The sequence below is a fragment of the Mycobacterium sp. 852002-51613_SCH5001154 genome, from assembly GCF_001667425.1.
Taxonomy (GTDB): domain Bacteria; phylum Actinomycetota; class Actinomycetes; order Mycobacteriales; family Mycobacteriaceae; genus Mycobacterium.
Genome location: NZ_LZII01000082.1, coordinates 1 through 26,529, shown reverse-complemented (window position 1 = coordinate 26,529; position 26,529 = coordinate 1). Strand labels below are relative to the sequence as shown.

Annotated in this window: 20 protein-coding genes and 2 pseudogenes; 13 read left to right on the top strand and 9 right to left on the bottom strand. The window is 69.7% G+C overall.

Annotated features, from left to right (window positions below; all coding sequences use genetic code 11):
- A pseudogene (locus tag A5750_RS26455) lies at positions 1-125 on the bottom strand (cutinase family protein); the annotation flags it as partial.
- A 292-nt stretch (positions 126-417) separates the two neighbouring features.
- Between A5750_RS26455 and A5750_RS21800 the strand changes: the two are divergent.
- Both A5750_RS21800 and A5750_RS21795 read left to right on the top strand, forming a co-directional pair.
- On the top strand, positions 418-1,302 hold the full coding sequence (locus A5750_RS21800; RefSeq protein ID WP_066946511.1) for an SDR family NAD(P)-dependent oxidoreductase: 885 nt from the start codon (positions 418-420) through the stop codon (positions 1,300-1,302).
- Positions 1,299-2,876: an AMP-binding protein gene (locus A5750_RS21795; RefSeq protein WP_066946453.1), complete on the top strand. Its 1,578-nt coding sequence runs from the start codon at positions 1,299-1,301 to the stop codon at positions 2,874-2,876. Before A5750_RS21800 ends, A5750_RS21795 begins: the two co-directional genes overlap by 4 nt.
- A gap of 13 nt (positions 2,877-2,889) precedes the next feature.
- On the opposite strand, the gene A5750_RS21790 is transcribed toward A5750_RS21795, so the two are convergent.
- Together A5750_RS21790 and A5750_RS21785 are read right to left on the bottom strand one after the other, a co-directional pair.
- Positions 2,890-7,713: a cation-translocating P-type ATPase gene (locus tag A5750_RS21790; protein ID WP_067265638.1), complete on the bottom strand. Its 4,824-nt coding sequence runs from the start codon at positions 7,711-7,713 to the stop codon at positions 2,890-2,892.
- Between the two features lie 159 nt (positions 7,714-7,872).
- Positions 7,873-8,853 (bottom strand): annotated as a pseudogene (locus A5750_RS21785) (sigma-70 family RNA polymerase sigma factor); the annotation flags it as partial.
- Positions 8,854-8,972: 119 nt separating this feature from the next.
- On the opposite strand from A5750_RS21785, the gene A5750_RS21780 reads away from it, so the two are divergent.
- Both A5750_RS21780 and A5750_RS21775 read left to right on the top strand, forming a co-directional pair.
- Positions 8,973-9,737 carry an SDR family NAD(P)-dependent oxidoreductase gene (locus A5750_RS21780; RefSeq protein WP_067265635.1) on the top strand — a complete coding sequence of 255 codons (765 nt, stop codon included), beginning with the start codon at positions 8,973-8,975 and terminating at the stop codon, positions 9,735-9,737.
- A gap of 27 nt (positions 9,738-9,764) precedes the next feature.
- On the top strand, positions 9,765-10,502 hold the full coding sequence (locus A5750_RS21775) for a DUF899 domain-containing protein (protein WP_067265632.1): 738 nt from the start codon (positions 9,765-9,767) through the stop codon (positions 10,500-10,502).
- Positions 10,503-10,599: 97 nt separating this feature from the next.
- On the opposite strand, the gene A5750_RS26450 is transcribed toward A5750_RS21775, so the two are convergent.
- Positions 10,600-10,824, bottom strand: a complete 225-nt coding sequence (locus tag A5750_RS26450) for a hypothetical protein (protein WP_007167137.1) — start codon at positions 10,822-10,824, stop codon at positions 10,600-10,602.
- A 47-nt stretch (positions 10,825-10,871) separates the two neighbouring features.
- Positions 10,872-11,237 carry a nuclear transport factor 2 family protein gene (locus tag A5750_RS21765; protein ID WP_197505497.1) on the bottom strand — a complete coding sequence of 122 codons (366 nt, stop codon included), beginning with the start codon at positions 11,235-11,237 and terminating at the stop codon, positions 10,872-10,874.
- A 98-nt stretch (positions 11,238-11,335) separates the two neighbouring features.
- Between A5750_RS21765 and A5750_RS21760 the strand changes: the two genes are divergently transcribed.
- Together A5750_RS21760 and A5750_RS21755 are read left to right on the top strand one after the other, a co-directional pair.
- Positions 11,336-12,202 carry a rhomboid family intramembrane serine protease gene (locus tag A5750_RS21760; RefSeq protein WP_082948263.1) on the top strand — a complete coding sequence of 289 codons (867 nt, stop codon included), beginning with the start codon at positions 11,336-11,338 and terminating at the stop codon, positions 12,200-12,202.
- Positions 12,199-12,657 (top strand): SRPBCC family protein, encoded by a 459-nt coding sequence (locus A5750_RS21755; RefSeq protein WP_067265625.1) that lies wholly within the window; start codon positions 12,199-12,201, stop codon positions 12,655-12,657. Before A5750_RS21760 ends, A5750_RS21755 begins: the two co-directional genes overlap by 4 nt.
- Positions 12,658-12,660: 3 nt before the next feature.
- On the opposite strand, the gene A5750_RS21750 is transcribed toward A5750_RS21755, so the two are convergent.
- Genes A5750_RS21750 through A5750_RS21735 form a run of 4 tightly spaced genes read right to left on the bottom strand, consistent with a single transcriptional unit; the run spans position 12,661 to position 17,407 of the window.
- Positions 12,661-13,434: an SDR family NAD(P)-dependent oxidoreductase gene (locus A5750_RS21750; RefSeq protein ID WP_067265623.1), complete on the bottom strand. Its 774-nt coding sequence runs from the start codon at positions 13,432-13,434 to the stop codon at positions 12,661-12,663.
- 1 nt (position 13,435) lies between these two features.
- Entirely contained in the window at positions 13,436-15,034 is a 1,599-nt protein-coding gene (locus tag A5750_RS21745) for an AMP-binding protein (RefSeq protein ID WP_067265619.1), read from the bottom strand.
- Between the two features lie 9 nt (positions 15,035-15,043).
- Entirely contained in the window at positions 15,044-15,793 is a 750-nt protein-coding gene (locus tag A5750_RS21740) for a GntR family transcriptional regulator (protein ID WP_066946482.1), read from the bottom strand.
- Positions 15,794-15,802: 9 nt separating this feature from the next.
- Complete coding sequence (locus tag A5750_RS21735; RefSeq protein WP_067265614.1) at positions 15,803-17,407, bottom strand: SMP-30/gluconolactonase/LRE family protein; 1,605 nt, start codon at positions 17,405-17,407, stop codon at positions 15,803-15,805.
- A gap of 148 nt (positions 17,408-17,555) precedes the next feature.
- Here A5750_RS21735 and A5750_RS21730 point away from each other — a divergent pair, with 148 nt between their 5' ends.
- The 7 genes from A5750_RS21730 to A5750_RS21700 all read left to right on the top strand — a co-directional run.
- On the top strand, positions 17,556-18,416 hold the full coding sequence (locus A5750_RS21730; protein ID WP_066946488.1) for an SDR family NAD(P)-dependent oxidoreductase: 861 nt from the start codon (positions 17,556-17,558) through the stop codon (positions 18,414-18,416).
- 15 nt (positions 18,417-18,431) lie between these two features.
- Entirely contained in the window at positions 18,432-19,808 is a 1,377-nt protein-coding gene (locus tag A5750_RS21725; RefSeq protein WP_067265611.1) for an SRPBCC family protein, read from the top strand.
- The gene (locus A5750_RS21720) at positions 19,805-20,980 is read left to right on the top strand and encodes an LLM class flavin-dependent oxidoreductase (protein WP_067265608.1); all 1,176 of its coding nucleotides are present in this window, start codon (positions 19,805-19,807) and stop codon (positions 20,978-20,980) included. Before A5750_RS21725 ends, A5750_RS21720 begins: the two co-directional genes overlap by 4 nt.
- Positions 20,977-22,818, top strand: coding sequence for an NAD(P)/FAD-dependent oxidoreductase (locus A5750_RS21715; RefSeq protein ID WP_067265606.1), 1,842 nt, complete (start codon positions 20,977-20,979; stop codon positions 22,816-22,818). Before A5750_RS21720 ends, A5750_RS21715 begins: the two co-directional genes overlap by 4 nt.
- A complete protein-coding gene (locus A5750_RS21710; protein WP_066946502.1) occupies positions 22,818-23,747 on the top strand; it encodes an SDR family NAD(P)-dependent oxidoreductase in 930 nt (309 codons plus the stop codon). Before A5750_RS21715 ends, A5750_RS21710 begins: the two co-directional genes overlap by 1 nt.
- A complete protein-coding gene (locus A5750_RS21705; RefSeq protein ID WP_066946507.1) occupies positions 23,740-24,930 on the top strand; it encodes a CaiB/BaiF CoA-transferase family protein in 1,191 nt (396 codons plus the stop codon). Before A5750_RS21710 ends, A5750_RS21705 begins: the two co-directional genes overlap by 8 nt.
- Before the next feature lie 228 nt (positions 24,931-25,158).
- Positions 25,159-26,529 (top strand): acyltransferase (locus A5750_RS21700; protein WP_067265604.1); only part of this gene is annotated, 1,371 nt, incomplete at its 3' end.

The following is a 26,529-nucleotide window of genomic DNA, read 5'->3' as shown; positions in this document are numbered from 1 at the left end:
ACCTGCACGTCCGGACACTGGGCGGCCGCGGAGGGGATGACCGAACCGGCGAGCGCCGACGCGCCGAGGCCGGATGCGGCAACTACTGCTGGACATACAAAACGGGCTATTTGACGTGCGATCATGCCGCAATTGTGCCCAGTCGACCCCTCGGCTAAACAGGTGAAAGCATGGAAATTACTGCGAATTCACACAACCCCGGTTTCCTCGGGCTTTGCGGGCTGAGATCGCTTGCGCGGGCGCCCCATCCGGCGCCGCGGCGGCCGGCGATCCGGCGCCCGGCTCGACCGGAGCGACAACGCCGGGGCGGGGCTCGGGCCCGGATCGCGATGTGGTCTGCTAACTGTGACGAGTCGGGCGCACGGTGAAGCCATCGCCGATGCTCGACACGCGGCCCGAGTGAATGCGGCGGCAAAGTTGAACGTGATAGTGCAGGCCCTCAATAAGGTCACGGACCACGTGGCCAATCCGGCCCGGGAGTCGGATGCCGACAAGCTGCGCCGCGCCGTCGCCGGCAAGACCGTGCTGGTCACCGGCGCCTCATACGGCATCGGCGAGGCGACTGCGCGCAGGCTGGCCGCCGCCGGGGCCACCGCGCTGGTGGTCGCCCGGTCCGAGGAACGGCTCGGCGACCTGGCGGCGTCGATCAACGCCGCCGGCGGTCGCGCGATCGCATACCCGACCGACCTCACCGACGAGGCCGCCGTCAGCGCGCTGACCAAGGAGATCACCGAGCAGCACGGCGCGATCGACATCCTGGTCAGCAATGCCGGCAAGTCGTTGCGCCGCTCGCTGCACCACCAATACGACCGGCCGCACGATTTTCAGCGCACCATCGACATCAACTATCTCGGGCCCATCCGGCTGCTGCTGGGACTCCTGCCGGCCATGCGCGAAAGCGGGCGCGGGCACATCGTGAACGTCTCCAGTGTCGGCGTGCGCGTCGTGCCGGGGCCGCAGTGGGGCGCATACCAGGCGTCGAAGGGGGCTTTCGACCGGTGGCTGCGCAGCGTGGCCCCGGAATTGCACGCCGATGGTGTGGAGGTCACCTCCGTCTACTTCGCGCTGGTCCGGACCCGGATGATCGCACCCACGCCCATCCTGGGGCGGCTCCCCGGGTTGTCGGCCGACCAGGCCGCCGACGCGATCGCCAAAGCGATCATCGAGCGGCCCCGCACCAACGAGCCGCCGTGGGTGTTGCCGGCCGAGTTGGCCTCGGTGCTGTTGGCCGGGCCGGCCGAACGCGCGGCCCGGCTGTGGTACCGGCGGTTCTTCTCGGATTCCAGCGAGGCCCGGCGATGAGCGACGAGGGTGTGGTCGGCACCGCGGCCCGGGCGCTGGTGCGGTCGCGACTGCTCGCTCCGCCGTCGCCGCTGGCGGCCCTGCGGCTGATCCGGGAGGCACGCCGGGGCGGCACCAACCCGTACACCCTGCTGGCGGTGACCGCGACTCGATGGCCCAACCGGGCCGCGATCGTCGACGACGACGGCGTCTGGGATTACCGGCAGTTGCAGTCGGCGACCGAATCGCTGGCACGCAGGTTGTCGCGCGAGGGTGTCGGGCCCGGCGACGCGGTGGGCATCATGTGCCGCAACGGCCGCGGTTTCATCACCGGCGTCTTCGGCGCCGCGCTGGTGGGCGCCGACGTGGTCCTGGTCAATACGGACTTTCGCAGCGACGCCCTGGCCTCCGCGGTGAGCGGTCACCGGATCACCGCGATGGTCGCCGACGCCGAATTCGGCGAGCGCGCCCTGGCCGCCGACGGATCGGTCGTCGTGATCGACCCGGCCACGATCGCCGCCCAGGAGAATGAGCCGCGGCCCGACGTGGCCAAGCCGGGCCGGATCATTTTGTTGACGTCGGGCACCACCGGCACGCCCAAAGGGGTGCCGCGCTCACCGCAGCTGCGGTCCGCGGTGGGCGTGTGGGTGACGATCCTGGACCGCACCGGCCTGCGCACCGGGTCGCGAATCTCGGTGGCGATGCCCATGTTTCACGGGCTGGGACTGGGCATGCTGATGCTCACCGTGGCCCTGGGCGGCACGGTACTCACCCACCGCCACTTCGACGCCGAAGCCGCGCTCGCGCAGGCGTCGCTGCATCGCGCCGACGCGTTCACGGCGGTACCGGTGGTGCTGGCGCGCATCCTCGCCCTGCCGGAGCGGGTGCGGGCCCGCAACCCCGTGCCCTACCTGCGGGTCGTGATGTCGAGTGGGGACCGGCTCGACCCCACTTTGGGGCAGCGGTTCATGGACGCTTACGGCGACATCCTCTACAACGGCTACGGCTCCACCGAGGTCGGCATCGGCGCGCTGGCCACTCCCGCGGAGCTACGCGAGGCGCCCGAGACCGTCGGGAAACCGGTCGCCGGCTGCCCGGTGCGCATCCTCGACAAGAACGGCAAGCAGGTCGGTGCGCGCGTTACCGGCCGCATCTTCGTGGGCGGCGAACTGGCCAGCGAGGGGTATACCGGCGGCGGCGACAAGCCCGGCGCGAAGGCCGTCGTCGACGGCATGACCAGCACCGGCGACATGGGCTACCTCGACAACGCGGGCCGCCTGTACATCGTCGGCCGCGAAGACGACATGATCATCTCCGGCGGTGAGAACGTCTATCCGCGGGCCGTCGAAAACGCCCTCGCTCAGCATCCGGCGATCGCCGACAACGCGGTCATCGGTGTTCCCGACGAGAAGTTCGGTCATCGATTGGCCGCGTTCGTGGTGCTGCACCCGGACATTGGCACCGATGAGGCGGAGTTGCGGGAGTACCTCAAGGGCAAAGTCTCGCGATTCGAGCAGCCCCGAGACATCAACGTGGTCACCAGCATCCCGCGCAATCCGGCGGGCAAGGTCGTGCGCAGGGAGCTGTCCGGCTAGGCGCGCGACACACTCACTGCGGCTTGGGTTCCAGGGCGGCGACCTGCTTGGCCAGCCAGTTGGGCGCCAGCACCGAGACGACGGTGGCGCCCGCGGTGGCGCTGATGACGCCGGTCCAGGCGACCGGGCCCAGCGGCGTGCAACCGAAGAAGTGGCTGACGCCGGGGGTTTGGACGATGGCGACCAGCACGCCCGCGCTCCCCAGCGCCGTGCCCAGCACCAGCGGGCTGTGGCGGCGGGTCAGCAGGGTCTGCGCGAGCTGCGTGGTCACCAGCGCGGTGAGTCCCATTGTCGACGTGCGGCGTTCGGTGCCCGGTGTCCAGCGACCGATGGCCCAGGCCGCCGTCGCACCCGCTGCCGTGATGGCGCCGCGGGTGACGATCTGCCGCATCAGCGGTGCGTCCAGGGAGGGCGGGGGCCCCGACAGCGTGGCCAACTGGAAGGCGCGGTGCAATTCCTCGGCGTCGCGGTCGGCCCCCTCCTCGGCCTCCTCCGGCTCGGAGAACTGCGGGGTGACCGCGACCGCAAGCGCGGGGAACATGTCGGTGAGCAGGTTCACCAGCAGCAGCTGGCGGGTGCCCACCGGCGCCCGGCCGGTGCCCAGGGCGGTGCCGATGAGGGTGAACAGCACCTCGCCGACGTTGCCGCCGACCAGGATGCCCACCGCGTCCCGCACGCCACCCCACATCCCGCGCCCCTCGACCAGCGCGTCGAGCAGCACGCCCAAATCGTTGTCGGTCAGCACGATGTCGGCGGCCCCGCGCGCGGCGGACGAGCCGCGACCGCTCACGCCGATGCCCACATCGGCCATCCGGATCGCGGCGGCATCGTTGGCCCCGTCGCCGACCATCGCGACCGCCTGCCCGCTGTCCTGGAGCGCCGCGACGATCTGCACCTTCTGCTCCGGGCTGACGCGGGCAAAGACCTGGACGTCGGCGGCGACCTTGGCGCGATCCTCCTCGCCGAACGCGACGAGTTCGGCGCCCGTCATCTCACGCGCGTCCGCCGGCAGGCCCAGTTGCCGGGCGATCGCCCGCGCGGTCACCGGGTGGTCGCCGGTGATCAGCACCACCCGCCGGCCGGCTTCCACCAGCGCTTCGATCAGCGGCCGCGCCGACGCCCGCGCGGTGTCCGCCAAACCGACGTAGCCGACCAACTCGAGGTCGTGCGCGGCGGCGTCGACGGCGTCGGCGTCGGTGTCCTCCTCGCCGGTCCCGTGCTCCCACGGGCGCTGAGCCACCGCCAGCACCCGCAGGCCCTGCTCGGCAAGGCGCAACACCAACGACTCCGCGCGGTCGAGGTCGGCGTCCGCATCGGCGAAGCGGCAGCGCGGAAGAACTTCTTCCGGCGCGCCCTTGACCATGAGCATCGGGCCGCCGTTCCCGCCGGCCGTGCCGATCGCGGCGGAGTAACCGCGGCTGGATTCGAACGGTACATCCGCGAGCACGGTCCAACCCGAGGCCCACTGGCGGTCAATGGAATTCGCCGCGGTGAGGATCGCCTCGTCGGTCGCGTGCGCGTGGCCGCCCCCGTTGTGGGGCTGCGTGCTGCTGCGCGCGGCGGCCCGCACCACCGCGGCGGACGCTGGGTCGGTCACGTCGGGGAAAGGAGTGTCCGCGTCGGCCCCGTGCGGGACGCCGCGGACGACGCGCAGGCGGTTCTCGGTGAGCGTGCCGGTCTTGTCGAAGCACACCGTCTCGACCCGGCCCAGCGCTTCGACCGCCCGCGGCGTACGGACCAGAACCCCGCGCCGCGACAGCCGCTGGGCGGCGGCCAGCTGGGCCAGGGTGGCCACCAGGGGCAGGCCCTCGGGGACGGCGGCCACGGCGATGGCCACCCCGTCGGCGACCGCCTGACGCAACGTTCCTTGATGTAGCAGCGCCAACGCGGTCACCGTCGCGCCGCCGGCCAGGGTCAGCGGCAGGACCTTGCTGGTCAACTCGCGCAATCGCGCCTGCACCCCGGCCGCGGACTCGACGTCGGCGATCGCCGAAATCGCGCGCTGGGCGGCGGTGCCCGCACCCGTCGCCACCACGATCGCGCGGGCGTGCCCGGCGACGATGGTGCTGCCTTCGAACAGCATGCTGGCGCGGTCGGAGTCGGCGACGGCCACGGGCTCGACCTGCTTGTCCACCGGCAGCGACTCGCCGGTGAGGAAGGACTCGTCGACTTCTAGGTCCTCGGCGACCAGCAGGCGGGCGTCCGCCGGGACCACCTCGGGGGCGGCCAGGTCGATGATGTCGCCGGGGCGCAGCGACTTCGCGTTCACCGAGACCGTCCGTTCGACGGTGCGGGCCGCCTCCAGCCGGCGGTGCGCCGTGGCCACCGCGGGGAGCACCACGCGCCGCGCGGATTGATCCTGCTCGGCGAACAGCTCGGCGACGGCGGCCTCGGCCCGCAACCGCTGCACCCCGCCGGCGACGGCGTTGGCGGTCATCACGCCCGCCACCAGCAGCGCGTCGACGCTGCTGCCGACGATCGCCGAGGCGGCCGCCCCCACGGCCAGGATGGGCGTCAGCGGATCGGACAACTCGGCCCGCGTCGCGGTCAGCAGTCGGCCCACCCGGCTGGCCGGCCCGCGCAGCGGCGCGACCAGCGGGTTGTAGGACAGGTCGTCGAGGAGTTGTCGCCAGGGCGCGGCGCCGGGTTCGACGGCCAGGGGCCGGGTGCGGCTGGCCAGCCGGGCATAGACGATCTCCGGATCGAGGGCGTGCCAGGCGGTCAGCGGCTGCGGTGTCGGGTCGGGCAGCCGAAGCACCCGGGAGGCCGCGAAGGTGCCCTGCATCAGCGCGGCCGCCGCGGCGGCGTTGACCGGGTTGAGCCAGCGCTGCACGGCGAAGGGGCTCAGCGTGCGTGGGTCGCCGGTGACCAGCAGCAGCCCCGCCAGCGTGCTGCCGCCCTTCGCGAGGCGCACCGCGGACTCGGTCGCCGCCCGGGCCACCGGCAGCGCCGACAAGATGCGCACCGCCGCGGCGAGGTCCGTGCCCGTGATGATGTCCGCCGTCCACGGCGTCGCCGCCTGCGGGTCGTCCAGCGCCACCCCGACGTCGGCGATGGCCAGCGCGGCCAATGTGTCGGTGGACGCGAAGTCACGGTGCAGCGCGGTGATGAGCAGCACGGGCCCGCGATCCGTGCGCAGGTCGCGCACCAACTGCAGCAGCGGCGTGCCCGGCGGGTGGCTCACGGCGACGCTGGCGGCCAGGTCCTCGGTGCCGGCGACGTGGCGTAGCACCACCCGGGCGCCCGTCCGGTGCGCGATCTGCAGCAGCGGGATGGCGAACGGGTCGACCTCCCACCCGACGTCGACGCTGCCGACCCGCTCGCCGTCGACCACGAGATCGGCGTGTTCGAGGCCCTGCGCCGGCGTCGCCGACGACCCTTGGGCCCGGGCCCACCGCAGCCGGGCGCCGGTGGCGGGCAACTCGTCCGGGTCCGGTTCGGGGGCTTCCTCACCGTGCAGCAGCGCGTCGGCGACCTCGTAGACGCGGTCCTCGTCCCACCCGGGTATGTCGCCGCGGGCCTGTAGCACGGCGCGGTTGTCGCCACGCAGTGCGGCGCCGTCGACCACGACCACCTTGACCCGGTCGAGGCGCCGCAAGGCGCCTGGGTCGAGAAACAGCTGCCCGGTGTTGGCCAGTCCGCGGCCCAGGACGGCGGCGAACGACTGCCGGCCCGTGTGTGCGGCCCGGGGCACGCCGGCCAGCAGCGCGCCGGCCGCGTCCTCGGTGCCGCCGCCGGCCAGCAGCGCACCCGCCGCGGCCACCAGCGAGGCGTTGGCGGCCTGGTCGGCGTACTCCTCCACCGGCCCGGCCATTGAGCCCTTCGCGGTGTCGATCGCGGCATCGATGGCCCCGCCCACCACCACGTGGGAAGCTTCCCCCGCTGCGGCAGCGGCCCAATTGTGCCGGGGCGCTTGCGATTTGGGGCCGGCCGAGGAGATGATCGGAACCACCGGGGCCTGCGGCCGGTTAGGTGAGGCCAGCTCCGGTTCGCGGTCCCGCCAGCGCTGACGGTGCGCCGCGGCCTCGGAGACCTGCAAGCTTCGTTGTGCCAGGTCCAGCAGCGGGGTGCCGACTGCCTGCGTCAGCCCGTTGGCCAGTGCGGTCGACGCGCTGAGGGCGATGTCGGTGCCGACGCGACCCAGCCGCGACTCCAGCACGGCAACCACCCGCGGCTGATGGTTCAGCAGCGCGGCGGCGGCGCGTGCGCTTCGCGGCGCGACGGGGAGGCGGCCCAGCCAGCCCGTCACCGCGGCTCCGATGGCCGCCACGTCCATGGCCGCGGCGCTGAACGGGACCAGGATCGCCAACGGGTTTCCGGGGTCGGCGAACGGCGCGGTCCGGGATGCCTCCTTGGGGGCGACGAGGGTCAAGTCCGCCGCGACGCGGCAGATCGTCTCGCGAACCCGGTCCAGCACGGCATCGCCATCGGGTTCGTTCTCGAATTCGACCACCAGCCGCCCGAGGGCGCCCTCGACGTGCGCCGAGGCCACTCCCGGAATCCGGCGAACCGGCTCCTCGACCGCCGGCGCGTGCTCGTGCCAGCCCGGGAACGGCAGCAACGGGTCCAGGTCCAGATGCACGCGCCGCCCGCTCTGCCACCGGACCGGCGGGGTGACGCTGGGCCCGGAACCGTTGGTGGAACCGGTCAATCCGACGGCCCGGCCCGTCGTCTGGGCCATCGACTGCACGACCGGGACCGCGAGTTCGGCGACCGGGTTGGTCAACGCCTGCAGCGCGCCCGCCGCCCCGGTCGCGGTGGCCACGCCGGCGCGCACCACCTGCGCGGCCCCGTCGGTCATGCCGGCGACGACGCTGCCAACGCCCGGAATCCTCACTCGGTCACCCTTCGACTACCTCTACCGCGCCTAATGATCCTGGGGGGTTGGGGGCCTGTCCACATTTGCAACGGTGGACGTGCGACGACAGCGGTGACGCCGGTGGGGTCGTGCCTTCCTTCGCTGACCGGTGGTGTTGTCGCTTCCCCTGCCGACAGGTTACCGGCTCGCCGGAAAACCAAACCTGCTGAACAGGCCGGGGTCCAGGAAGACGGTGATGGTGGCGATGCCGGTGGCGTCCGCGGTGAGGACGTGGATGGAATGGGCCCGCATGGTCCCGTCGGGACCGCGGCGGTATTCGGCGACCGCGGGTTGCGCGTTCGCGGCCGTCGGGATCATCGCGATATCACCGGCCTTGGCGAAAGCGCGCGCGGCCAGGAACCGCAGCACCGCGTCGCGACCGGCGAACCACACGGGGAGAGGCGGCATTTCGAGTTTCACCTCCGCCTGCAGCAACGCGGTGAGGGCGGCCATGTCCGCGTTTTCGAATGCCGCGCAATAGCGGTCGAGGAGTTCACGGCGCCCGGCGTCGTCGGGTTCGGACAGGCTTTCCTCGGTGGGGGAGAGCTCGGCGAGCCGGGCCCGCGCCCGCTGCAGCGAGCTGTTGACGGCGGCCGGTGTCGTTTCCAGCAGCTCGGCAACCTCGGCGGCACTGAACTGCACGACGTCGCGCAGGATGAGCACCGCTCGCTGGCGGGCCGGGAGCTCCTGCAGGGCCGTCATCACGGCCAGCCGCAGGCTTTCCCGCGCGGTGACGTTGTCCTCCGGGGTGAACATCAGCGAGTCGGGAATGGGCTCCAGCCACTCGTGTGCACCACCGACCGCGTCGAGGCCGGCGTCCGGGTCGGTCGTTCCGTCACCCAATCCGGCCGGCAGCACGCGGCGCGCGCGGTTCTGCAGCGCCCGCAGACAGGCGGTCGTCGCGATCCGATACAGCCACGTTCGCAACGCAGCGCGTTCCTCGAACGCCTGGTAGCCGCGCCAGCCGTTGAGATAGGTCTCCTGCACCAGGTCCTCGGCGTCGTGCACCGACCCGAGCATGCGGTAACAGTGCGCGATCAGCTCGGCCCGAAACGGCGCCGCCTGCGCGATGAAGTCCTCTTTCGCCGGCATGGCCTCTCCTGTCTCGGCTGCGACCGAACGCTACTCCAGTACAGAGACGGCGGACCGGGGAAATTCATCGGTCCGCGGGCGATGAATTCCGGTGCTGCGACGTCTCTCAACTAGTGGACGCACATTCCATGAGAGCGAGGAAGAACATGAACGAGCCACTGACAACCGATGGGCTGGCCGGTACCACGGCGATCGTGACCGGGGCGAGCCGCGGATTCGGCCGCGCCATCGCCGGCGCCCTGGCGGTGGCCGGCGCCCACGTGGTCGGCGTTGCGCGCAACGCATCCGGCCTCGACGAGGTGCGCGGCGCGCTCGGCGGCGGCTTCGTCCCGGTGGTCGCCGACGCCGCCGACCCGGCGACGGCGCAGCGGCTGATCGACGAGTACCGGCCGCGCACACTGGTCCTGTGCGCCGGGGCGACGCCGCGGATGAGCCCACTGCAGGACCAGAGCTGGCACAGCTTCAGCCAGAACTGGAATGTGGATGTCGCGCAGGCGTTTCACTGGATCCGCTACGCGTTGCGACGGCCGCTCGCGCCGGGCAGTTCGGTGATCGCCGTGTCCAGCGGCGCCGCCGTGGCCGGGTCACCACTGAGCGGGGGGTACGCGGGGGCGAAGGCCACGGTCAGGTTCATTGCCGGCTACGCCGCCGTCGAATCGGAGCGGTCCGGCTTGGGGATCCGGTTCGTGTCCGTCCTGCCGCGGTTGACCCCGGTCACCGACCTCGGCGCCAAAGCCGTCGCGGCGTACGCCGAACGGCAAGGGGTCGACGTCGAGTCGTTCGTGCAGGCCGGCGGGCCCGCGCTCAGCGCGGAACAGGTGGGCCAATCCGTCCTTTCGATCGCCGCCGACGGCCGTGGCGGCGGGGACGCGTATCTGCTCACGTCGACCGGCCTGTCGGCAGTGGCCTGACCCCCGAAACCCAAGGAGGACAACGCAATGAACACACCCCCCATCGTGTCGGCACGGGACTGGGCGGCCGCACGCGAACAACTGTTGGTGAAGGAGAAGGAAGTGCTGCGGGCCCACGACGCCCTGGCGGCGGCCCGCCGGCGGATGCCCTGGCTGGCCGTCGACAAGGACTACGCGTTCGAGGGGGCCGAGGGCAGGATCAGCCTGCTGGGCCTCTTCGGGGGCCGGCGTCAGCTGATCGTCTATCGCGCATTCTTCGAGCCGGGCGTGGACGGCTGGCCCGACCATGCCTGCCGCGGCTGCTCGATGATGGCCGACCACGTGGGGCACCTCGCCCATCTGAACGCTCGCGACACCACCCTGGTGTTCGCGTCGCGGGCACCGCAGGCCGAGATCGCGCGGCTGAAGGCGCGGATGGGTTGGCACATGCCGTGGTACACGCTCACCGACGATTTCGATGCCGACTTCGGCGTGGACGAATGGCACGGCACCAACGCCTTCATCCACGACGGTGACCGCGTGTTCCGGACCTATTTCATAAACAACCGCGGCGACGAGGTGATGGGCAACACCTGGAGTTACCTCGACATGACCGCGCTCGGACGCCAGGAGAACTGGGAGGACTCGCCAACGGGCTACCCGCAAAGCGCGCCGTACGAGTGGTGGGAATGGCACGACGCATACGGGGAGCGCGCGCCGTCGCGGTGGTTCGGGGATCCCGATCCGGACAATCCCAATGACCCCCGGCCCGCGCGGAGCGGCTAAATCCGGCAGACCGCAATTCGCGTTTCCGGCCCGAATAACACGAATGCGCGTAGCCGTCCAACGGCTACTCGCGCACTATTCGGCTGAGTAAATCCGGCTATAAAATTCGGTGGTTCGCCCTGTTGACGTGGTACCCGGCTGGGAACGACTTCTCGATGACCTGCAGCTGGTGGTCCACCCTGGACTCGAGCTCGAGGACCACGCAGCTGTCGCCGACGGCCTTCGATTCGAGGACTATGTACCGCTGACCGCAATCCATGATGGGATCACCTGAGTGCAATGTTTCGACGGGCACCAATTCCGGGCTTCCGTTTGATTCCACCCATCACACGCTAGGTCAATTTCGCGGGCGAGGGAATAGTTTCCCGATCAGCCTGCGCCCCCGGGCTGCTTGAAGAACACACTGACGCGTGAGATCAGCCCGTCGTCGCCCCGCTCGAACAGGATGCATTCCGGCCACCGCTTGGGGACGCCGTCGATCACGAACGACTCGGTCAGCTCGACATAGGACAAGCGGGTGCTCACGTGTGAAACCCGCTGCACGTCCAGCCGATGACCGTCCAAGTTGGTGAGGACCTTACGTAGGTAGGCGACGTAGTGCTGCTTGCCCTCGACGACGTCGCAGAACGGGCCCTCGCGGGTCAGGCCTTCGTCGCCGATCGTCGTGGCAAGGCCGTCCCAGTCGTGTGCGGCCAGGCAGTCCAGGTAGCGCTCGACTACACCCTGCTCGCTCACCTCGCCTCCACCCACAACACAGTAGGTGACCGGCCGGCCGCGCAACAGGTTTGCCAAAGCGCGGCGCCCGGCCAGTCGGCGCGGGCGAGAATGGGGCGATGAGCGCACCCAGCCCACCGGATTCGCCGCCCGCGGCCCCCAGTTGCTATCGGCACCCCGGCCGGCCGACGTACGTCCGCTGCAACCGTTGTGAGCGCTACATCTGCGGGGACTGCATGCGGGAAGCAGCCGTCGGTCAGCAGTGCGTGGAGTGCGTCCGGGCGGGCGCCCGCACCATCCGGCAGCCGCGGACCCGCTTCGGCGGGCGGCAGCGGTCGGCCACGCCGGTGCTCACGTACGCCCTGATCGCGATCAACGTGGCGGCGTTCGTGCTGCAGATGGCGTCGGGGCAGCTGGAAAGGCAGCTCGCGCTCTGGCCGCCGGCGGTCGCCGACGGCCAGTTCTACCGCCTGGTGACGTCGGCGTTCTTGCACTACGGGGCGACGCACCTGCTGTTCAACATGTGGGCGCTCTATGTGGTGGGGCCGCCGCTCGAAATGTGGCTGGGCCGATTGCGTTTCGGCGCGCTCTACGCGCTCGGTGGGTTGGGCGGCTCGGTGCTGGTCTACCTGGTGTCGCCGCTCGACACGGCCACGGAGGGTGCCTCCGGGGCGATCTTCGGTCTCTTCGGTGCCACCTTCGTGGTGGGCAAACGGCTGGCCGTCGACGTCCGCTGGGCGGTCGCGGTCATCGCGATCAACCTGGTCTTCACTTTCGTTGTCCCGCTTATCAGTTCGCAACGCATCAGCTGGCAGGCGCACGTGGGCGGATTGGTCACGGGCGGGCTGGTCGCCGCGGCCTACGTCTACCCGCCACCACAGCGGCGCAACGCGGTTCAGGCCGCGGTGACGATCGTGGTGCTGGCGGCGTTCGCCGTGCTGATCTGGTGGCGCACGGCGGAATTGCTCGCAGAGTTCTCCGCATGAGCTGGTGGGTCGCCCACGCCGAGCGCACGCTGACCGAGGACGTGCCCGCGCCGCCGGGCGAAGTTCGTGACTTCTACGTGGACCTGGACAACATCAAGCTCGTCCACCCGCTGATCGTGTCCGTGGAGACGCTGTCGCGCACCGAGACCGCGGACGGTGTCGTGCACAGCTATCGGGTTCGGGACCGGATTCCGTTGGGGCCATTCAGGGTGACCATCACCTACCGGGCCCGGCTGCGGGTGCCGGCGGTGGGCGCGGTGCTGACCGAGGCCGACCAGTCCCCGGGGGTTCACCTGCGCGGGACGGTGAGCTTCGAACCGATCGCGGCGGGCACCCGTGTCACCGAGCGAATCCGGATAGCGGCGCCCCGGCTGCTCGCCCCGATGACGACACGCGAGGCCGTCAAGGCGCACATCGAGATGCTGGCCGGCATCCGCCGGCACTTCGAGACATGATGATCAGCGCGGCTTCCACTCCGACGTCAGCGCCGACTCCGACAGATACTTCGTCGAACTCCACCCGCCGTCGACGACGATCGTCTGGCCGTTGATGAAGGCCCCACCGGGCGAGCACAGGAACGCCACCGTGCTTGCCACGTCGTCGACCGTGCCCAGGCGCTGATGCGGTGTCATCTCGGCGTTTATCCGCCGGAACCGCTCGTCGTGCAGGCGATGCTCGGTCATCGGCGTCTGAATCACCCCGGGCGCCACTGCATTACAACGTATCCCCTGCGCCCCGTACTGGCAGGCGATGTGGGTGGTCAGCGCCGTGAGGCCGCCCTTGGCCGCCGAATACGCTCCGCCGCGCAGGCCGCCGACCACGGCGAAGGTCGACGTGACGTTGATGATCGCCGACCCGGGAGGCATGTGCGGCAACACCTCCCGGATGAGGCGGAACGGGGCCCGCAACATCAATCCGAGGAAATGGTCCAGCGATTCATCGTCCGTCTCGTGCACCGGCTTGGGGCTGCCAATCCCGGCGATGTTGACCAGAAAGTCGATGTGGCCCCACCTGTTTAGGGCGGCGTCGGTGATCCGCTTGGGTGCATCGTCGTCGGTGAGATCGACGGCCACCGTCGCCACCCGGTCGGGGTCGCCGATATGGCGCGCCAGCCCGGCGAGCTTCTCGTCGCTTCTCCCGGTCGCCATGACCGCCATGCCCGCCTCGGCGAGCTTGGCCGCGCAGCCGAAGCCGATGCCGCCGCTCGCCCCCGTCACCATCGCTACCTGCATGTCACTGCTCCGCCTCTATGAGCGCCGCCTTGATCCGGTGCTTCAATATCTTCCCCGCGTCGTTCTTGGGCAGCACATCCCAAAGCACCAGCTGCTCAGGGGCTTTGAACCGCGCCAGCCCCGACTCTTCCAGGAAGCCGCGCAGGCTGGCCACATCGAGGCCGGGGCCGCCCGCGGGCACCACGACGGCGCAGGCCCGTTCCCCGGTCCGGTCGTCGGGCAGCCCGACGACGGCGATCTCCGCGATGCCGGGGTGGCCGGCGAGGATGTCCTCGACTTCCTTCGGCGAGATGTTCTCACCGTTGCGGATGATGATGTCCTTAGCGCGCCCGGTGACGACCAGGTAGTCGTCGTCGAGCCATCGCGCCAAATCTCCGGTGCGGAAGAAGCCCTCCTCGTCGAAGGCGTCCGCTTCGTCTTCGAGGTGGTGGTAGCCGGTCAGCATCTGCGGCCCTCGCGCGCGGATCTCCCCGTCGACCAGCTTGACCTCGGCCAGGCCGACGCGACCGTCGGTGTCGGCGGCGTGATCGATGTCCCGCACCGACCCGATCGTGGTGACCGGGACTTCCGTCGACCCGTACACCCGGGTGACGATCGCCGACTCGAAAAAGGCCGCGGCCCTGCGGATCAGCGCGGGCGCCACCGACGCGCCGCCACAGACGAACAGCTTCAGATCCGGGAGCCGGGTGCCGGCGCGCTCCGCGGCGGCCAGCATGTGTTCCAGGAAGGGTGTCGCTCCCGCCATGTGTGTGCACCGCTCGGCCTGCATGAGTGCGACGGCGTCGTCGCCGTCCCACCGGTCCATCAATACCGCGGTCGTGCCCAGCAGCAGCGGGCATTCGAACGCGTAGATGGAACCGCCGATGTGCGCGATCGGCGACGGCACCAGGAACGCGTCGCCCGGCTCGACGAGCCAGTGCTCACCGAGCTGACGGATCAGCGCGTGGATCGAGTTGTGGCTGTGCAGAACACCTTTCGGACGTCCCGTGGTGCCCGACGTGTAGAGGATCATGCGGACGGCATCGGGATGCAGCGTGGGCAACGGCGCGCGTGAGGGCCGCTCCTCGAGCAGCGATTCGTAGGGGACGCCATGCCCATCCGGGCCACCCCGCACGAGCACGACCTCGGGCGGTGACTCCAGTTGCGCGGTCACCCGGCCCAGCATCGCCGCATAGTCGTGATGCCCGAACTGCGCTGGGGCAAAGATCATTCGGCTGTCGGCGTCTTCCAGGACGAACCGGAGTTCGCGGTCGCGCATGGACGGCAGGATGGGGTTGGCCACCAGCCCCGCCAGCGTGCTGCCTAGGTAGATCACCGCGGCCTCGTGCCAGTTGGGCAGCATGAAGGAAACCACGCTGCCCGGCGGGATCCGCGCGTGCAGCGCGTGCGCCAGCGCCGTTGCCTGTCGGTACAGGCTCACACAGTCCAGCCGCCGGTCCCCGTCGACCAGCGCCACCCGCTGCGGCGTGCGCTCGGCGGCCTCGCGCAGCGCGTCGGCCAGCGTGCCGGGGACCCACCAACCGCGCGCGTAGGCCTCGGCGGCGCGTTCGTCGTCCCACCGAACCCGCCGCCCGCCGATCAGCTTCCGGGTGGATGCCATTGCGGCAGCTTAGCCACGAACCCGCCGCATCGTCATCGAGTGCCGGAAGCGCGATGCGGGATGGGTGTTGATGGTGACCTGGGCGACCCGCCCGTCGGAGGTCGTGTACGTCCGTTGCACCTGCAATGCCGGTGTGCCCGAATCGATCTCGAGCCCGGCCGCCAGGTCCGGGGAGATGACCACTGCGGCGATCTCCTGCTGGACCTCGACGACGCTGAGGCCGAACAGGTCTTCGATGAGCGGGAAGATGGGGCCCTCGTGACGCTGCAGGAACCGGCCGACGCCGGCGAACGCGCGGTTGATGTAGTACTCGGTGCGGCAGAGCGCGGACCCGGGAGAGTCGCTGGTGACGGTTCGCCGGAAGCCGCGCACGGTCAGCCATTGTTCGCCGGTCGTCAGCCCGGTCCGGGCGGACAGTTCGTCGTCGATGGTGACCATGGCGACCGATTCGATGGCGAATCGGGTGTCCGTCGCGAACGCCAGCAGGTCGTTGATCGACATGACGTGCTGGACGTAGGAGTCGGCCGACGGCCGCGGCACCACGAGGGTTCCGGTTCGTGGGCGCGACGACACCAGGTTGTCCTCGCGCAGGCGCCGCAGCGCCTCCCGAATGGTGTAGCGGCTCACCGCGAATCGCTCACACAGTTCGTGTTCGGTCGGTAATTGCGAGCCCACCGGATAGACGCCTTCCACGATCTCTTTCCGCAACGTGCGGGCGACCTGCAGGTACCGGTGGTCGACGACTCTGGTTTCGGTCATCTCGCCCCTTCAGGATTCCCGCCGCAATGCCAGCACGCTGCCGTCGGCGTCCGCCGAGATGTACAGCGTGCCGTCCGGACCGGCGGCGATACCGGCGAACGGGCCCTGCGGCCCGGAGAAGGGCGGCATGCCACGCAGCGGCTTGGGCGTCACGCCGGGCGGCGCACCCACCGGCAGGCCCGACGCGATGGTGCGGCGCGCGCCGGTGTCCAGGTCGACGGCGACCAACTGCTTGGCGCCCGCGTCCACGACGTACAGCTGCCCGTCGCGCACCAGGATGCCCTGGGGCCGCTGCAGGCCGTCGCATACCGTGCCGCCCGCGCCGCCCAGTCGGGCCACTCGCCCGGCGCCCGCCTCGGAGACCAGGCATCCCCCATCGGGGGCGATGGCCACCCCAACCGGTTCGCTGAGCCCGGTCGCGACCACCTCGACCGCGCCCGACCGGATGGACAGCACCCGTCCCGCGCCCAGTTCCGCCGTCAGCACGGCACCACCCGGGGCGACCGCAACCCCGTAGAGCTGATCGAAACCCTCTGCCAGCACCTGGCTTTCGCCGCCGGCCGGTCGATAGCGGGCCACCTGCCCGTTGGATGTCGTGACGACGAACTCGCCGTCGGCCACGGCGGCAATCCCGCGCAGGAAGCCCGGATAGCCCGGGCTGAAAAGCATTCCGGCGGTTCGCAACGAACCGTCGGAGAGGAGCGCATAAAAGTACGTCCCATCGGCGATGTAGAGATTGCCGTCGGAACCGACCGCCAGGTCCAGCGGCCAATTCAGCCCGCCCGGCAGGACGGTCTGGGTACGGCCGTCGCCGAGGATCTCGGTGATCTCGCCGGTGAAGTTCGAGGCGAACAACCGCTCACCGAGGAACGTCAGGTTGTCCAGTCCGGGATTGAGCGTGGCCAGCACGGTCCGGTCGCCGTTGCTTGGATCGATGCGCAGCACCTGGCCGCTGTGCACCTGCGTCGACACGATGCGCCCGCGGGAATCGAACTTCACCGCGTCGGGGACACCCAGGTCACCGGCCACCCGCTCGGGGTCGCCGCCGCCGGGGTCGATGCGCCAGATCTCGTTGGCCCCCATCAGCGGGAAATACAGCATGCCGTCGGGCCCGACCTCCATCGCGTTGGGCGACGGCGCGTTCTCCAGCAGCACCCGCGCCGCGCCGCCCGCCGGGTCGAGCTCGAGCAGGCGGCCCCCGTCGCGGCATTCGCCGATGAACAACCGGTCCCGGTAAAACGTGATGCCGTTGGCCGACGGCACGTCGTCGCGCAGCACCCGGGTGCGGCCCGCCGGATCGCGCACGCTCACCCGGCCGTCCATGACCTCGGTCGCGAACAGGTTGCCGTCCGGGTCGAAGGCCACGTCGTCGGGCGCGATGATGTCGCCGCCCTTGGCGCTGACGACGTCCAGCCGACCGGTCGCCGGGTCGAGGGCGCTGATCTGGCTGCCGGTCACCTGGGCGATGTAGATGCGGCCGTCCGGGCCGGTGCGCAGGCCGTTCGCGCCGAAGAGCCGGCTCGGGGGCGTCAGGCGGGCGAGACGGAAGCCATCGGCCACGCTCGGCGCCCGCTCGGGGGAGAAGCGACCCTGCGACTGTGACAATCCGGCCATCACCGCTCGCACGTTAGCAATCGACCAATAGTCCAGACAATAGCCTTCGTCCGATTCGATCCGGCACTTGACGGGCCGCCATACCCGAGAGAATCATGCTCTCTGATGAGTGCACATCATTATCTTGTCCGGACAATTGGTTGACCCGATGGTAGGCGGCCTGCTGAGCCTGGACGGGCGCATCGTCGTGGTCTCCGGCGCGGCTGGCGGTGGCATCGGGACCATCGTCACCCGCATGGTCGCCGAGGCCGGCGCGACCGTAGTCGCGGTGAGCCGGGGGCAGGACAACCTCGACCGGCACCTCGGGCCGCTGCAGGCCGAGGGCCTGGCCGTCGTGCCCGTCGCGGCCGACGCCGCTACCGAAGACGGGGTGCGCGCAACGATCGACGCCGTGCGGGGGGCCGACGGTGAACTGCACGGGCTGGTCAACGTCGCCGGCGGCGCGGACCCGTCGACGTGGATGCCGTTGACCCGGGTGACGCGCGCCGACTGGCGCGACCTGTTCACCCGCAACCTCGAAACGATGTTCTTCATGAGTCAGGCGGTGGCCGCGGAACTGAAGGGCCACGACCGTCCGGGCTCCATCGTGTCGATCTCGTCGATCAGCGGCATGAACGCGGCGCCGTTCCACATCGCCTACGGCACGGCCAAAGCCGCGATCGTGGCGGCAACCCGCACCATGGCGCTCGAACTGGCCGACAGCGCGTCCCCGATCCGCGTGAACGCCGTGGCGCCGGGCGTGACCGAGACACCCGCGTCGGGCACCTATGTCGACTCCGATCCCGAACGCGACCGCCGCGCCATCGCGATGGGTCGCCGCGGGCGGCCCGCGGAGGTGGCCGGCGCGGTCCTCTTCCTGCTGTCGGACCTGTCGAGCTACATCACCGGACAGACACTCCTGGTGGACGGCGGATTGAACCTCAAGTGGGGGCACCTGGGCGCCGACAACACCTCGGTGTTCCTCAAGGACGAAACATTCCGCGCGGCGATCACGCGCTGGGACGGGTAGAAAGCGAGGGACCCGATGACACAGAACGGCGCGGCCGCGCCTGAGGAGCTGACCGAACCGGTCACGATCCCGGTGGAGGCCTACCTCTCCGAGGAATACCTGCGCGCCGAGCGCGACAAGCTCTGGCGCAAGGTGTGGCAGCAAGTCGGGCGCGTGGAAGACCTGCCCAAGGTCGGCAGCTACCTCACCTACGACATCCTGGACGACTCCGTCGTCGTGATCCGCACCGGATCCGACACGTTCAAGGCTCACCACAATGTGTGCGTGCACCGCGGCCGCAGGCTGGTCGACACCCCGGACGGCGCGAGAAACGCTTGCGGCCACAAGAAGTCGTTCGTGTGCGGGTTTCACGGGTGGACCTACGACCAGGACGGCGCCTGCACCCACGTCCCCGAGCGGCAGGACTGGCAGGGCGCCCTGACGCCGGAGAACACCCACCTGGCGCCGGTCAACGTCGACACCTGGGGCGGCTGGGTCTGGATCAACATGGATCCGGCGTGCGAGCCGTTGCGGGACTACCTCGAGCCCGCCGCGACCATGCTCGACCCGTTCCGCCTGCAGGACATGCGCTGCAAATGGCGGAAATGGCTGCATTTCGAATGCAATTGGAAGGTCGCGATGGAGGCCTTCAACGAGACCTACCACGTCGCCACCACTCATCCGCAGTTCAACAAATTCGGCAACTTCCGCGGCTGGGCGATGGCGCAGGGCAAGCACAGCAACATCGGCTACGACGCGCCCAAGGAGCTCGAAGAGACCAAATCGAAGATCCGCCTGGGCACCGGTGCGGACCCGCGGATTTCGACGGCCGAGATGCAGGTCTACACGCTGGAGGAAACCAACGCCACCACCACCAGGACCCTGGTGGAGGCGGCGCGCCGGCTGGTCGACGAACTGCCCGCGGACACCCCGGCCGGCCGGGTGCTCGAGCACTGGCTGTCGTCGGCGCGGCGCGACGACGCCGCGCGGGGCGTCGAGTGGCCGACCATCGACCCCGAACACCTGGCCAAGAGCGGGACCGCGTGGCAGATCTTCCCGAACTTCCAGATCGGCCAGGGCCTGACCACCGCGCTGTGCTACAGCGCCCGCCCCTTCGGCTACGACCCCGACAAGTGCATCTTCGAAGCCTCGTGCTACGAGCTCTACCCCAAAGGCGAAGAGCCGCAAACCGAATGGGTGTACGCACCGCCGGATGATCCGAACTGGCGCAGCGTGCTGCCCCAGGACTTCTCCAACATGGCCGCCGTCCAGCAAGGCATGAAGTCGTACGGCTTCCGCGGCCCCAAGCCCAACCCGTACATGGAACGCAGCACCGCCAACCTGCACCGCAACCTCGCCCGGTACCTGGGCACCGGTGCCCCGAAGGAACTAGCAACGGAGATACAACGATGAAGGTCAATCTTGGTTTCGGCGCACACAACTCCCACGACTGGGACCGCGTGCTCGCCGAAGATTTCAGCCGGCCGCCGGCCACCCCGGACTGGGAGTGCGTCCAGGCGACGCTGGCGATCGCCGACCTGGCCGAGCCGCTCGGGTTCGACGGCATCTGGATGCCGGAGCACTGCGGGACGCCATATGGCTTGACGCCCAACCCCATTCAGGCACTCAGTTATTTCGCCGGCCGCACCGAGCGGGTCGCCCTGGGCACCTTCGTCGTCGTCGCGCCGTGGTGGCATCCCGTCCGGCTCGCGCACCAAATCGCCTACCTCGACATCCTCTCCAACGGCCGCTACACCACAATCGGGATCGGTCGCGGGGTCTCGAAGGGAGAGTTCGACGCCGTCGGCGTGCCGCGGGAGGAGAGCAGGCAGCGGTTCAACGAGACCCTTGACATCCTGCAGCTGGCGTTCTCCGGTGAGCGATTCTCCTACGACGGGGAGATCTTCAAGGTCCCCGAGATGTCACTGCGCCCCGAACCGCTTAGCAGCGACCTCTTCTCACGCATCTACAGCTCGTCCTCGACCGCCGAGTCGCTGGAGATCCTGGCCCGCCGCGGCATGGTCCCGCTCTTCGTCGGCAACAAGCCGATCGAGGACGCCGGACGGGAAGTGCAGAAGGTCAACACGTTCCGCAAGGAGGAGGGCCTGCCGCCCTGCCAGCCGAAGAACGTGATGTTCATGTACTGCACCACCGAAGACCCCGCGGCATCCGAAGAGTGGATCTGGACGGCCAACCGCGACGTCACCGTGCACTACGGGTTCGCCGACGCCTCAAACTTTAAGGGCGTCAAGGGTTACGAGGCCTACGCCGCGCGGGAGGCGACCGCGACGGCCGTCCTCGCGTCGTCCGTCACCGGTGACGCCAAGGCCGGCCCGTCCAAGACGCCGGGCTACCACGCGTCCAACCTGCTGATCGGGACGCCGGAAGAGATCTTCAACCGGATCAAGGCCGCCCAGGAGGCGTGTTCGTTCGCGGAGCTCACGATCGTCCCGCAGTTCGGCACCATGCCCTACGCCGAAGCGATGGCCAGCACCGAACTGTTCGCCAAGGAGGTGCTGCCCGCCGTGCAGAAGATGGACGCACCCCTGCACGCCGCGGCCCTACCGGAGAACGCCCTGGCATGACCAACCCGGATTGCCCGCCATCGCAGACGCCGGACGACGTCGACTTCGAGGCGCTGCGCGAGAAGTACCGCCGGGAGCGCGAGAAGCGGCTGCGCCCGGAGGGATCCAAGCAGTACGTCGAACTCGTCGACGACTTCGCCGGATATTACGAAACCGATCCGCATTCACCGCCGTTGGTGCGGGACCCGATCTCGGCGGACATCGACGTCGCCGTGATCGGCGGCGGCTTCGGTGGCCTGCTATGTGGCGCCTACCTGAAGAAGGCCGGCGTCGACGACGTCCGCATCGTCGAGCTGGGCGGCGATTTCGGCGGGGTCTGGTACTGGAATCGGTACCCGGGCATCCAGTGCGACAACGAGTCCTATTGCTACGTACCTCTTCTCGAGGAGCTCAACTTCATTCCGTCGAAGAAGTTCGCCGACGGTGCCGAGATCTACGACCACTGCCGGCGCATCGGGAAGCACTACGGGCTCTACGACTCGGCCATCTTCTCCACCCAGGTCCGCGAGCTGCACTGGGACGAGCCCGGCAAGCGCTGGCGGATCAGCACGGACCGCGGCGACGACATCCGGGCGCGCTTCGTGGTGATGGCCTCGGGGCCGTTCCACCGGCCCAAACTGCCCGGCATACCGGGAATCAACGACTTCAAGGGCCACAGCTTCCACTCCTCGCGCTGGGACTACGAGTACACCGGCGGGGACACATCCGGTGGGCTGGACAAGCTCGCCGACAAACGCGTCGCGGTGGTGGGCACCGGGGCGACGGCCATCCAGATCGTGCCGTTCCTGGGCCGGCATGCCAAGCACCTCTACGTCTTTCAGCGCACGCCCTCTTCCGTCGGTGCGCGCAACAACGCGCCGACCGATCCGGAGTGGGTGAAGACGCTCAAGCCGGGCTGGCAGAAGGAGCGGCAGCGCAACTTCCATGCCTGGACATTCGAGGGGATGGCGCTGGGCCAGCCGGATCTGGTCTGCGACTTCTGGACCGAGCTGGGCCGCAACACCGCGGCGCGGGTCCTCGCGCTGGCCGATCCGGCCGCCATGACGCCGGAGCAGTTCATGGCCATCCGTGACGAGGAAGACTTCAAAGTGATGGAGCGGCTCCGGCGCAGGGTCGAGAGCCTGGTCGAGGACCCCGCGACCGCCGAAGCGCTCAAGCCCTACTACCGGTTCCTGTGCAAGAGGCCGACCACCAACGACGAATACCTGCAGACCTTCAACCGTCCCAACGTGACCCTGGTCGATGTGTCGGCCAGCAAGGGCGTCGAGCGGGCGACCGCGAATGGATTGGTGGCCAACGGTATTGAGTACGAGGTTGACTGCATCATTTACGCCAGTGGCTTCGAGATCACGACCGAGATCAGCCGCCGGTATTCCATCGACGCGATCGAAGGCCGCGACGGGGTGTCGCTCTTCGACTACTGGCACGACGGGTACCAGACGTTGCACGGGATGACGAGCCGCGGCTTTCCCAACCAGTTCTTCACCGGGTTCACCCAGGTGGGCATCTCCGCGAACATCGCCGCCAACTATGAATTGCAGGGCGAGCACATCGCCTACATCATTTCCGAGGCCCTGGCCCGCGGCGCGACCGTCGTCGAACCGAGCGAGGCCGCCCAAGACCAGTGGTGCCAGACGGTCAGGGACACGGCGATCGACAACAGCCAATTCGACATGGAGTGCACGCCGGGCTATTACAACAACGAAGGTGGCGGCGGTGGCGAGGGCATCCGCTCCCACCTCGGCGAACCGTACGGGCCGGGGTTCTACGCCTTCAGTGACCTGCTGGCCGAATGGCGCGCCAAGGGTGACCTGGACGGCCTAGTGCTGGGATCGTAATGGCGCAACTGAGATTCGACAATCGGGTGGCGGTGGTGACCGGCGCCGGCCGGGGGCTGGGCCGCGAGTACGCGCTGCTGTTGGCCGCCCGCGGAGCCAAGGTCGTGGTCAACGACACCGGGGGCGCACTGACCGGCTCGGGCGCCGACGCCGGTCCCGCGCACGACGTGGTGAGCGAGATCAGGGCCGCGGGCGGCGACGCGGTCGCGTGCACCGAATCGGTCATCACGCCGCAGGGCGGCCAGGCGATCATCCAAGCCGCGCTGGACAACTACGGACGCATCGACATCTTGATCCACAACGCCGGCAACGTCCGGCGGGGATCCCTGAAGGAGATGAGCTACGAGGACTTCGATGCCGTCGTCGACGTTCACCTGCGGGGCGCCTTCCACGTCGTGCGGCCGGCGTTCCCACTCATGTCCGACGCCCACTACGGCCGCATCGTGTTGACCTCGTCGATCGGCGGCCTGTACGGCAACCACGGCGTCGCGAACTATGCCGCCGCCAAGGCGGGCCTGCTCGGTCTGTCCAACGTCGTCGCGCTGGAAGGCGCGGTCGACGGGGTGCTCTGCAACGTCATCGTGCCGTCGGCGGTGACGAGAATGGCCGAGGGACTGGATATCTCGGCCTATCCGCCGATGGGCACCGAGCTGGTTGCGCCCGTGGTGGGCTTGCTGGCACACGAAAGCTGCCCGGTCACCGGCGAGATCCTGGTTGCCATCGCCGGCCGCGTGGCCCGCGCGGTGATCGCCGAGACCCCCGGCGTGCATCGATCGTCATGGTCGATCGAGGACGTGGCCGAGCAGATCGACGCCGTCCGCTATCTGGCCGCGCCCCTGGTGTTTCCCGTCGTGCCCGACGGTCACGGCGAGCACATCCGCTACAGCTTCGGAACCGCGGCGCGCAACGAAGGCGTGCGCAATGTCTAGCCGCGGGCCCGGCCCGCTCACGGGCGTGCGCGTCGTCGACCTGACGGCGATGGTGATGGGTCCCTACTGCACGCAGATCATGGCAGACATGGGCGCCGACGTCATCAAGGTCGAACCCCCGCAAGGTGACGACACGCGTTATGTGTCGGTCGGGCCGGCCCGGGGCATGGGTGGCGTCTTCGTCAATGTCAACCGCGGCAAGCGGGGGATCACCGTCGACCTGCAGTCGGATTCGGGCAAGGCCGTCCTGCGCGCGCTCATCGAACGGTCCGACGTTTTCATCCACTCGATGCGCTCCAAAGCGGTTGCTCGGCTGGGGTTCAGCTACGACGAGGTGGCGGCGATCAATCCGGGCATCGTCTACACCAACTGCTACGGCTACAGCCGGCGCGGCCCCAACAGGGACCTGCCCGCCTACGACGACACCATCCAGGCCGCGTGCGGGTTGCCGTTCGTCCAAGAGCAGTTGACGGGTGAACCAAATTACGTCGGAACGATCATGGCCGACAAGGTCGCCGGCCTCACCGCGCTCTATGCCACGATGATGGCGCTGTTCCATCGCGAGCGCACCGGTGAGGGACAAGAGGTCGAAGTCGGCATGTTCGAGACGATGGCGTCGTTCATGCTCGTCGAACACGCCAACGGCGCCATGTTCGATCCGCCCCTGGGCCCCGCGGTGTATCCGCGGACGGTGGCGCCGAACCGGCGGCCGTACCGCACCAGTGACGGCTACATCGCCGCGCTGATCTACAACGACAAGCATTGGGCCGCCTTCATGGCCGCGGTGCGGCCCCCGTGGCAGAGCGATCTGTACGCCACACTCGAGCGGCGCGCGCGCCAGATCGACGCCGTGTACGCGCTGCTGGCCGAGACGATGGCGCAGCGGACGACGCAGGAGTGGCTGGATCTGTTCCGCGAACTCGAGATACCGGCCGCGTCGCTGGCCAGCCCGGCGACCCTGTTCGACGACGAGCACCTCAACGCCGTCGGCTTTTTCGAGACCGTGCACACGCAGCACGGCCCGGTGCGGTTCCCCGGTGTGCCGACCTGGTTTTCCCGCACGCCGGGCCGCGTCGCCGGGCCGGCCCCGGAGCTCGGCGCGGATACCGAAGAGGTACTCGAGGAGCTCGGGCTGGCCCTGGTCGACGTGAACGCCGACGTGAAACCGGCCGGGCCCGTATAGCACGCGCGACACCGGCCAAAAGCGAAGCAGGTCTTCGCGTGTCTCCGGTCGATCCGGCCGCGTCGCCTTTAAGCTGGCTCCGATCAAGAGGAGGGGCAGCGACGTATCGGCATCAACTATGGCGCCGGGCGACATGGTGGTCAGGGCGCGCTAACCGCGAGCGCTGAGCCGGGCGGGACCAATCCCGCGCCGGCCTGTCGTGCTCGGCAGCCCCGCTGGGTCGCTCCCGTGCGCAGGGCCGGTCGGCTGGCGATCTGGGACAAGCCGGAGCGGCGCAGCGGCATTCCCGCGCTCGACGGGTTACGCGCGATAGCGGTCGCGTTGGTGCTGGTCGGCCATGGCGGCATCCCCGGGGTGAGCGGCGGATTCATCGGCGTCGACGTCTTCTTCGTGCTCAGCGGGTTTCTGATCACCTCGCTGCTTTTGGACGAGCTGGGACGCACCGGCCGGATTGAGCTGACCGGCTTCTGGATTCGCCGTGCGCGCCGGTTGCTGCCGGCCCTGATGTTGATGGTGCTCACCGTGGCGGCGGCCCGCCAACTGCTTCCCGATCGGTCCCTCACCGGCCTGCGCGACGACGCCATCGCGGCGTTCGTATGGATGGCGAACTGGCGGTTCGTCGCCCAGAAGACCGACTACTTCACGCAGGGCGCCCCGCCCTCGCCGCTGCAGCACACCTGGTCGCTCGGGGTCGAGGAGCAGTACTACTTCGTGTGGCCGGTGCTGCTGATCGCGGTGACGCTGCTGCTGGCCGCGCGGGCCAGGCGCCGCTCCACCCGGGCCACCGTGGGCGGAGTCCGCTTCGCCATGTTCGTCATCGCCACCGTGGGGGCGCTGGCTTCGGCCGCGATCGCCATGGGGATGGTGTCCGACGACACCCGCGACCGAGTCTATTTCGGCACCGACACCCGCGCGCAGGCGCTGCTGACCGGCGCCGCGGCGGCGGCCCTGCTGGTCCGCGACTGGCCGTCGCTGAACCGGGGCTGGTGCCTGATCCGGACCCGGTGGGCCCGGCGGGTCGCGCGCGTTCTACCGCTCGCCGGCCTGGCGGGCCTCGCGGCGGCGACCCATTACGCCACCGGCAGCAGCGGCGAGTTCCGCCACGGGCTGCTCATCGGGGTTGCGATCGCCGCCGTCCTCGTGGTGGCGCCGGTGGCCCTGGAACAGCGGGGACCGGTAGCCCGCGTCCTGGCCGCACCACCCCTGGTGTGGCTGGGCACCATCTCCTACGGCGTCTATCTGTGGCACTGGCCGATCTTCCTGGCGCTCAACGGCGAACGCACCGGCTGGAGTGGACTGCCACTCTTCGCCGCCCGGTGCGGCGCGACGGTGGTGCTGGCCGCGGCGTCGTGGTGGCTGATCGAGCAACCCATCCGGCGCTGGCGGCCCGCGCGAGTGCCGCTGCTGCCGCTGGCGGCGGCGACGGTGGCCAGCGCCGCCGCGGTGACCCTGCTGGTGGTTCCGGTGGGGACCGGCCCCGGCCTGCGTGAGGCGGGACTGCCGCCGGGAGTCTCTGCGGTCGCAGCGGTATCTCCGTCCCCGCCGGGCGGCAGCCCCCCGCCCGGCCGCCCAACGGTCCACCACGACGCCCGGCCAGGC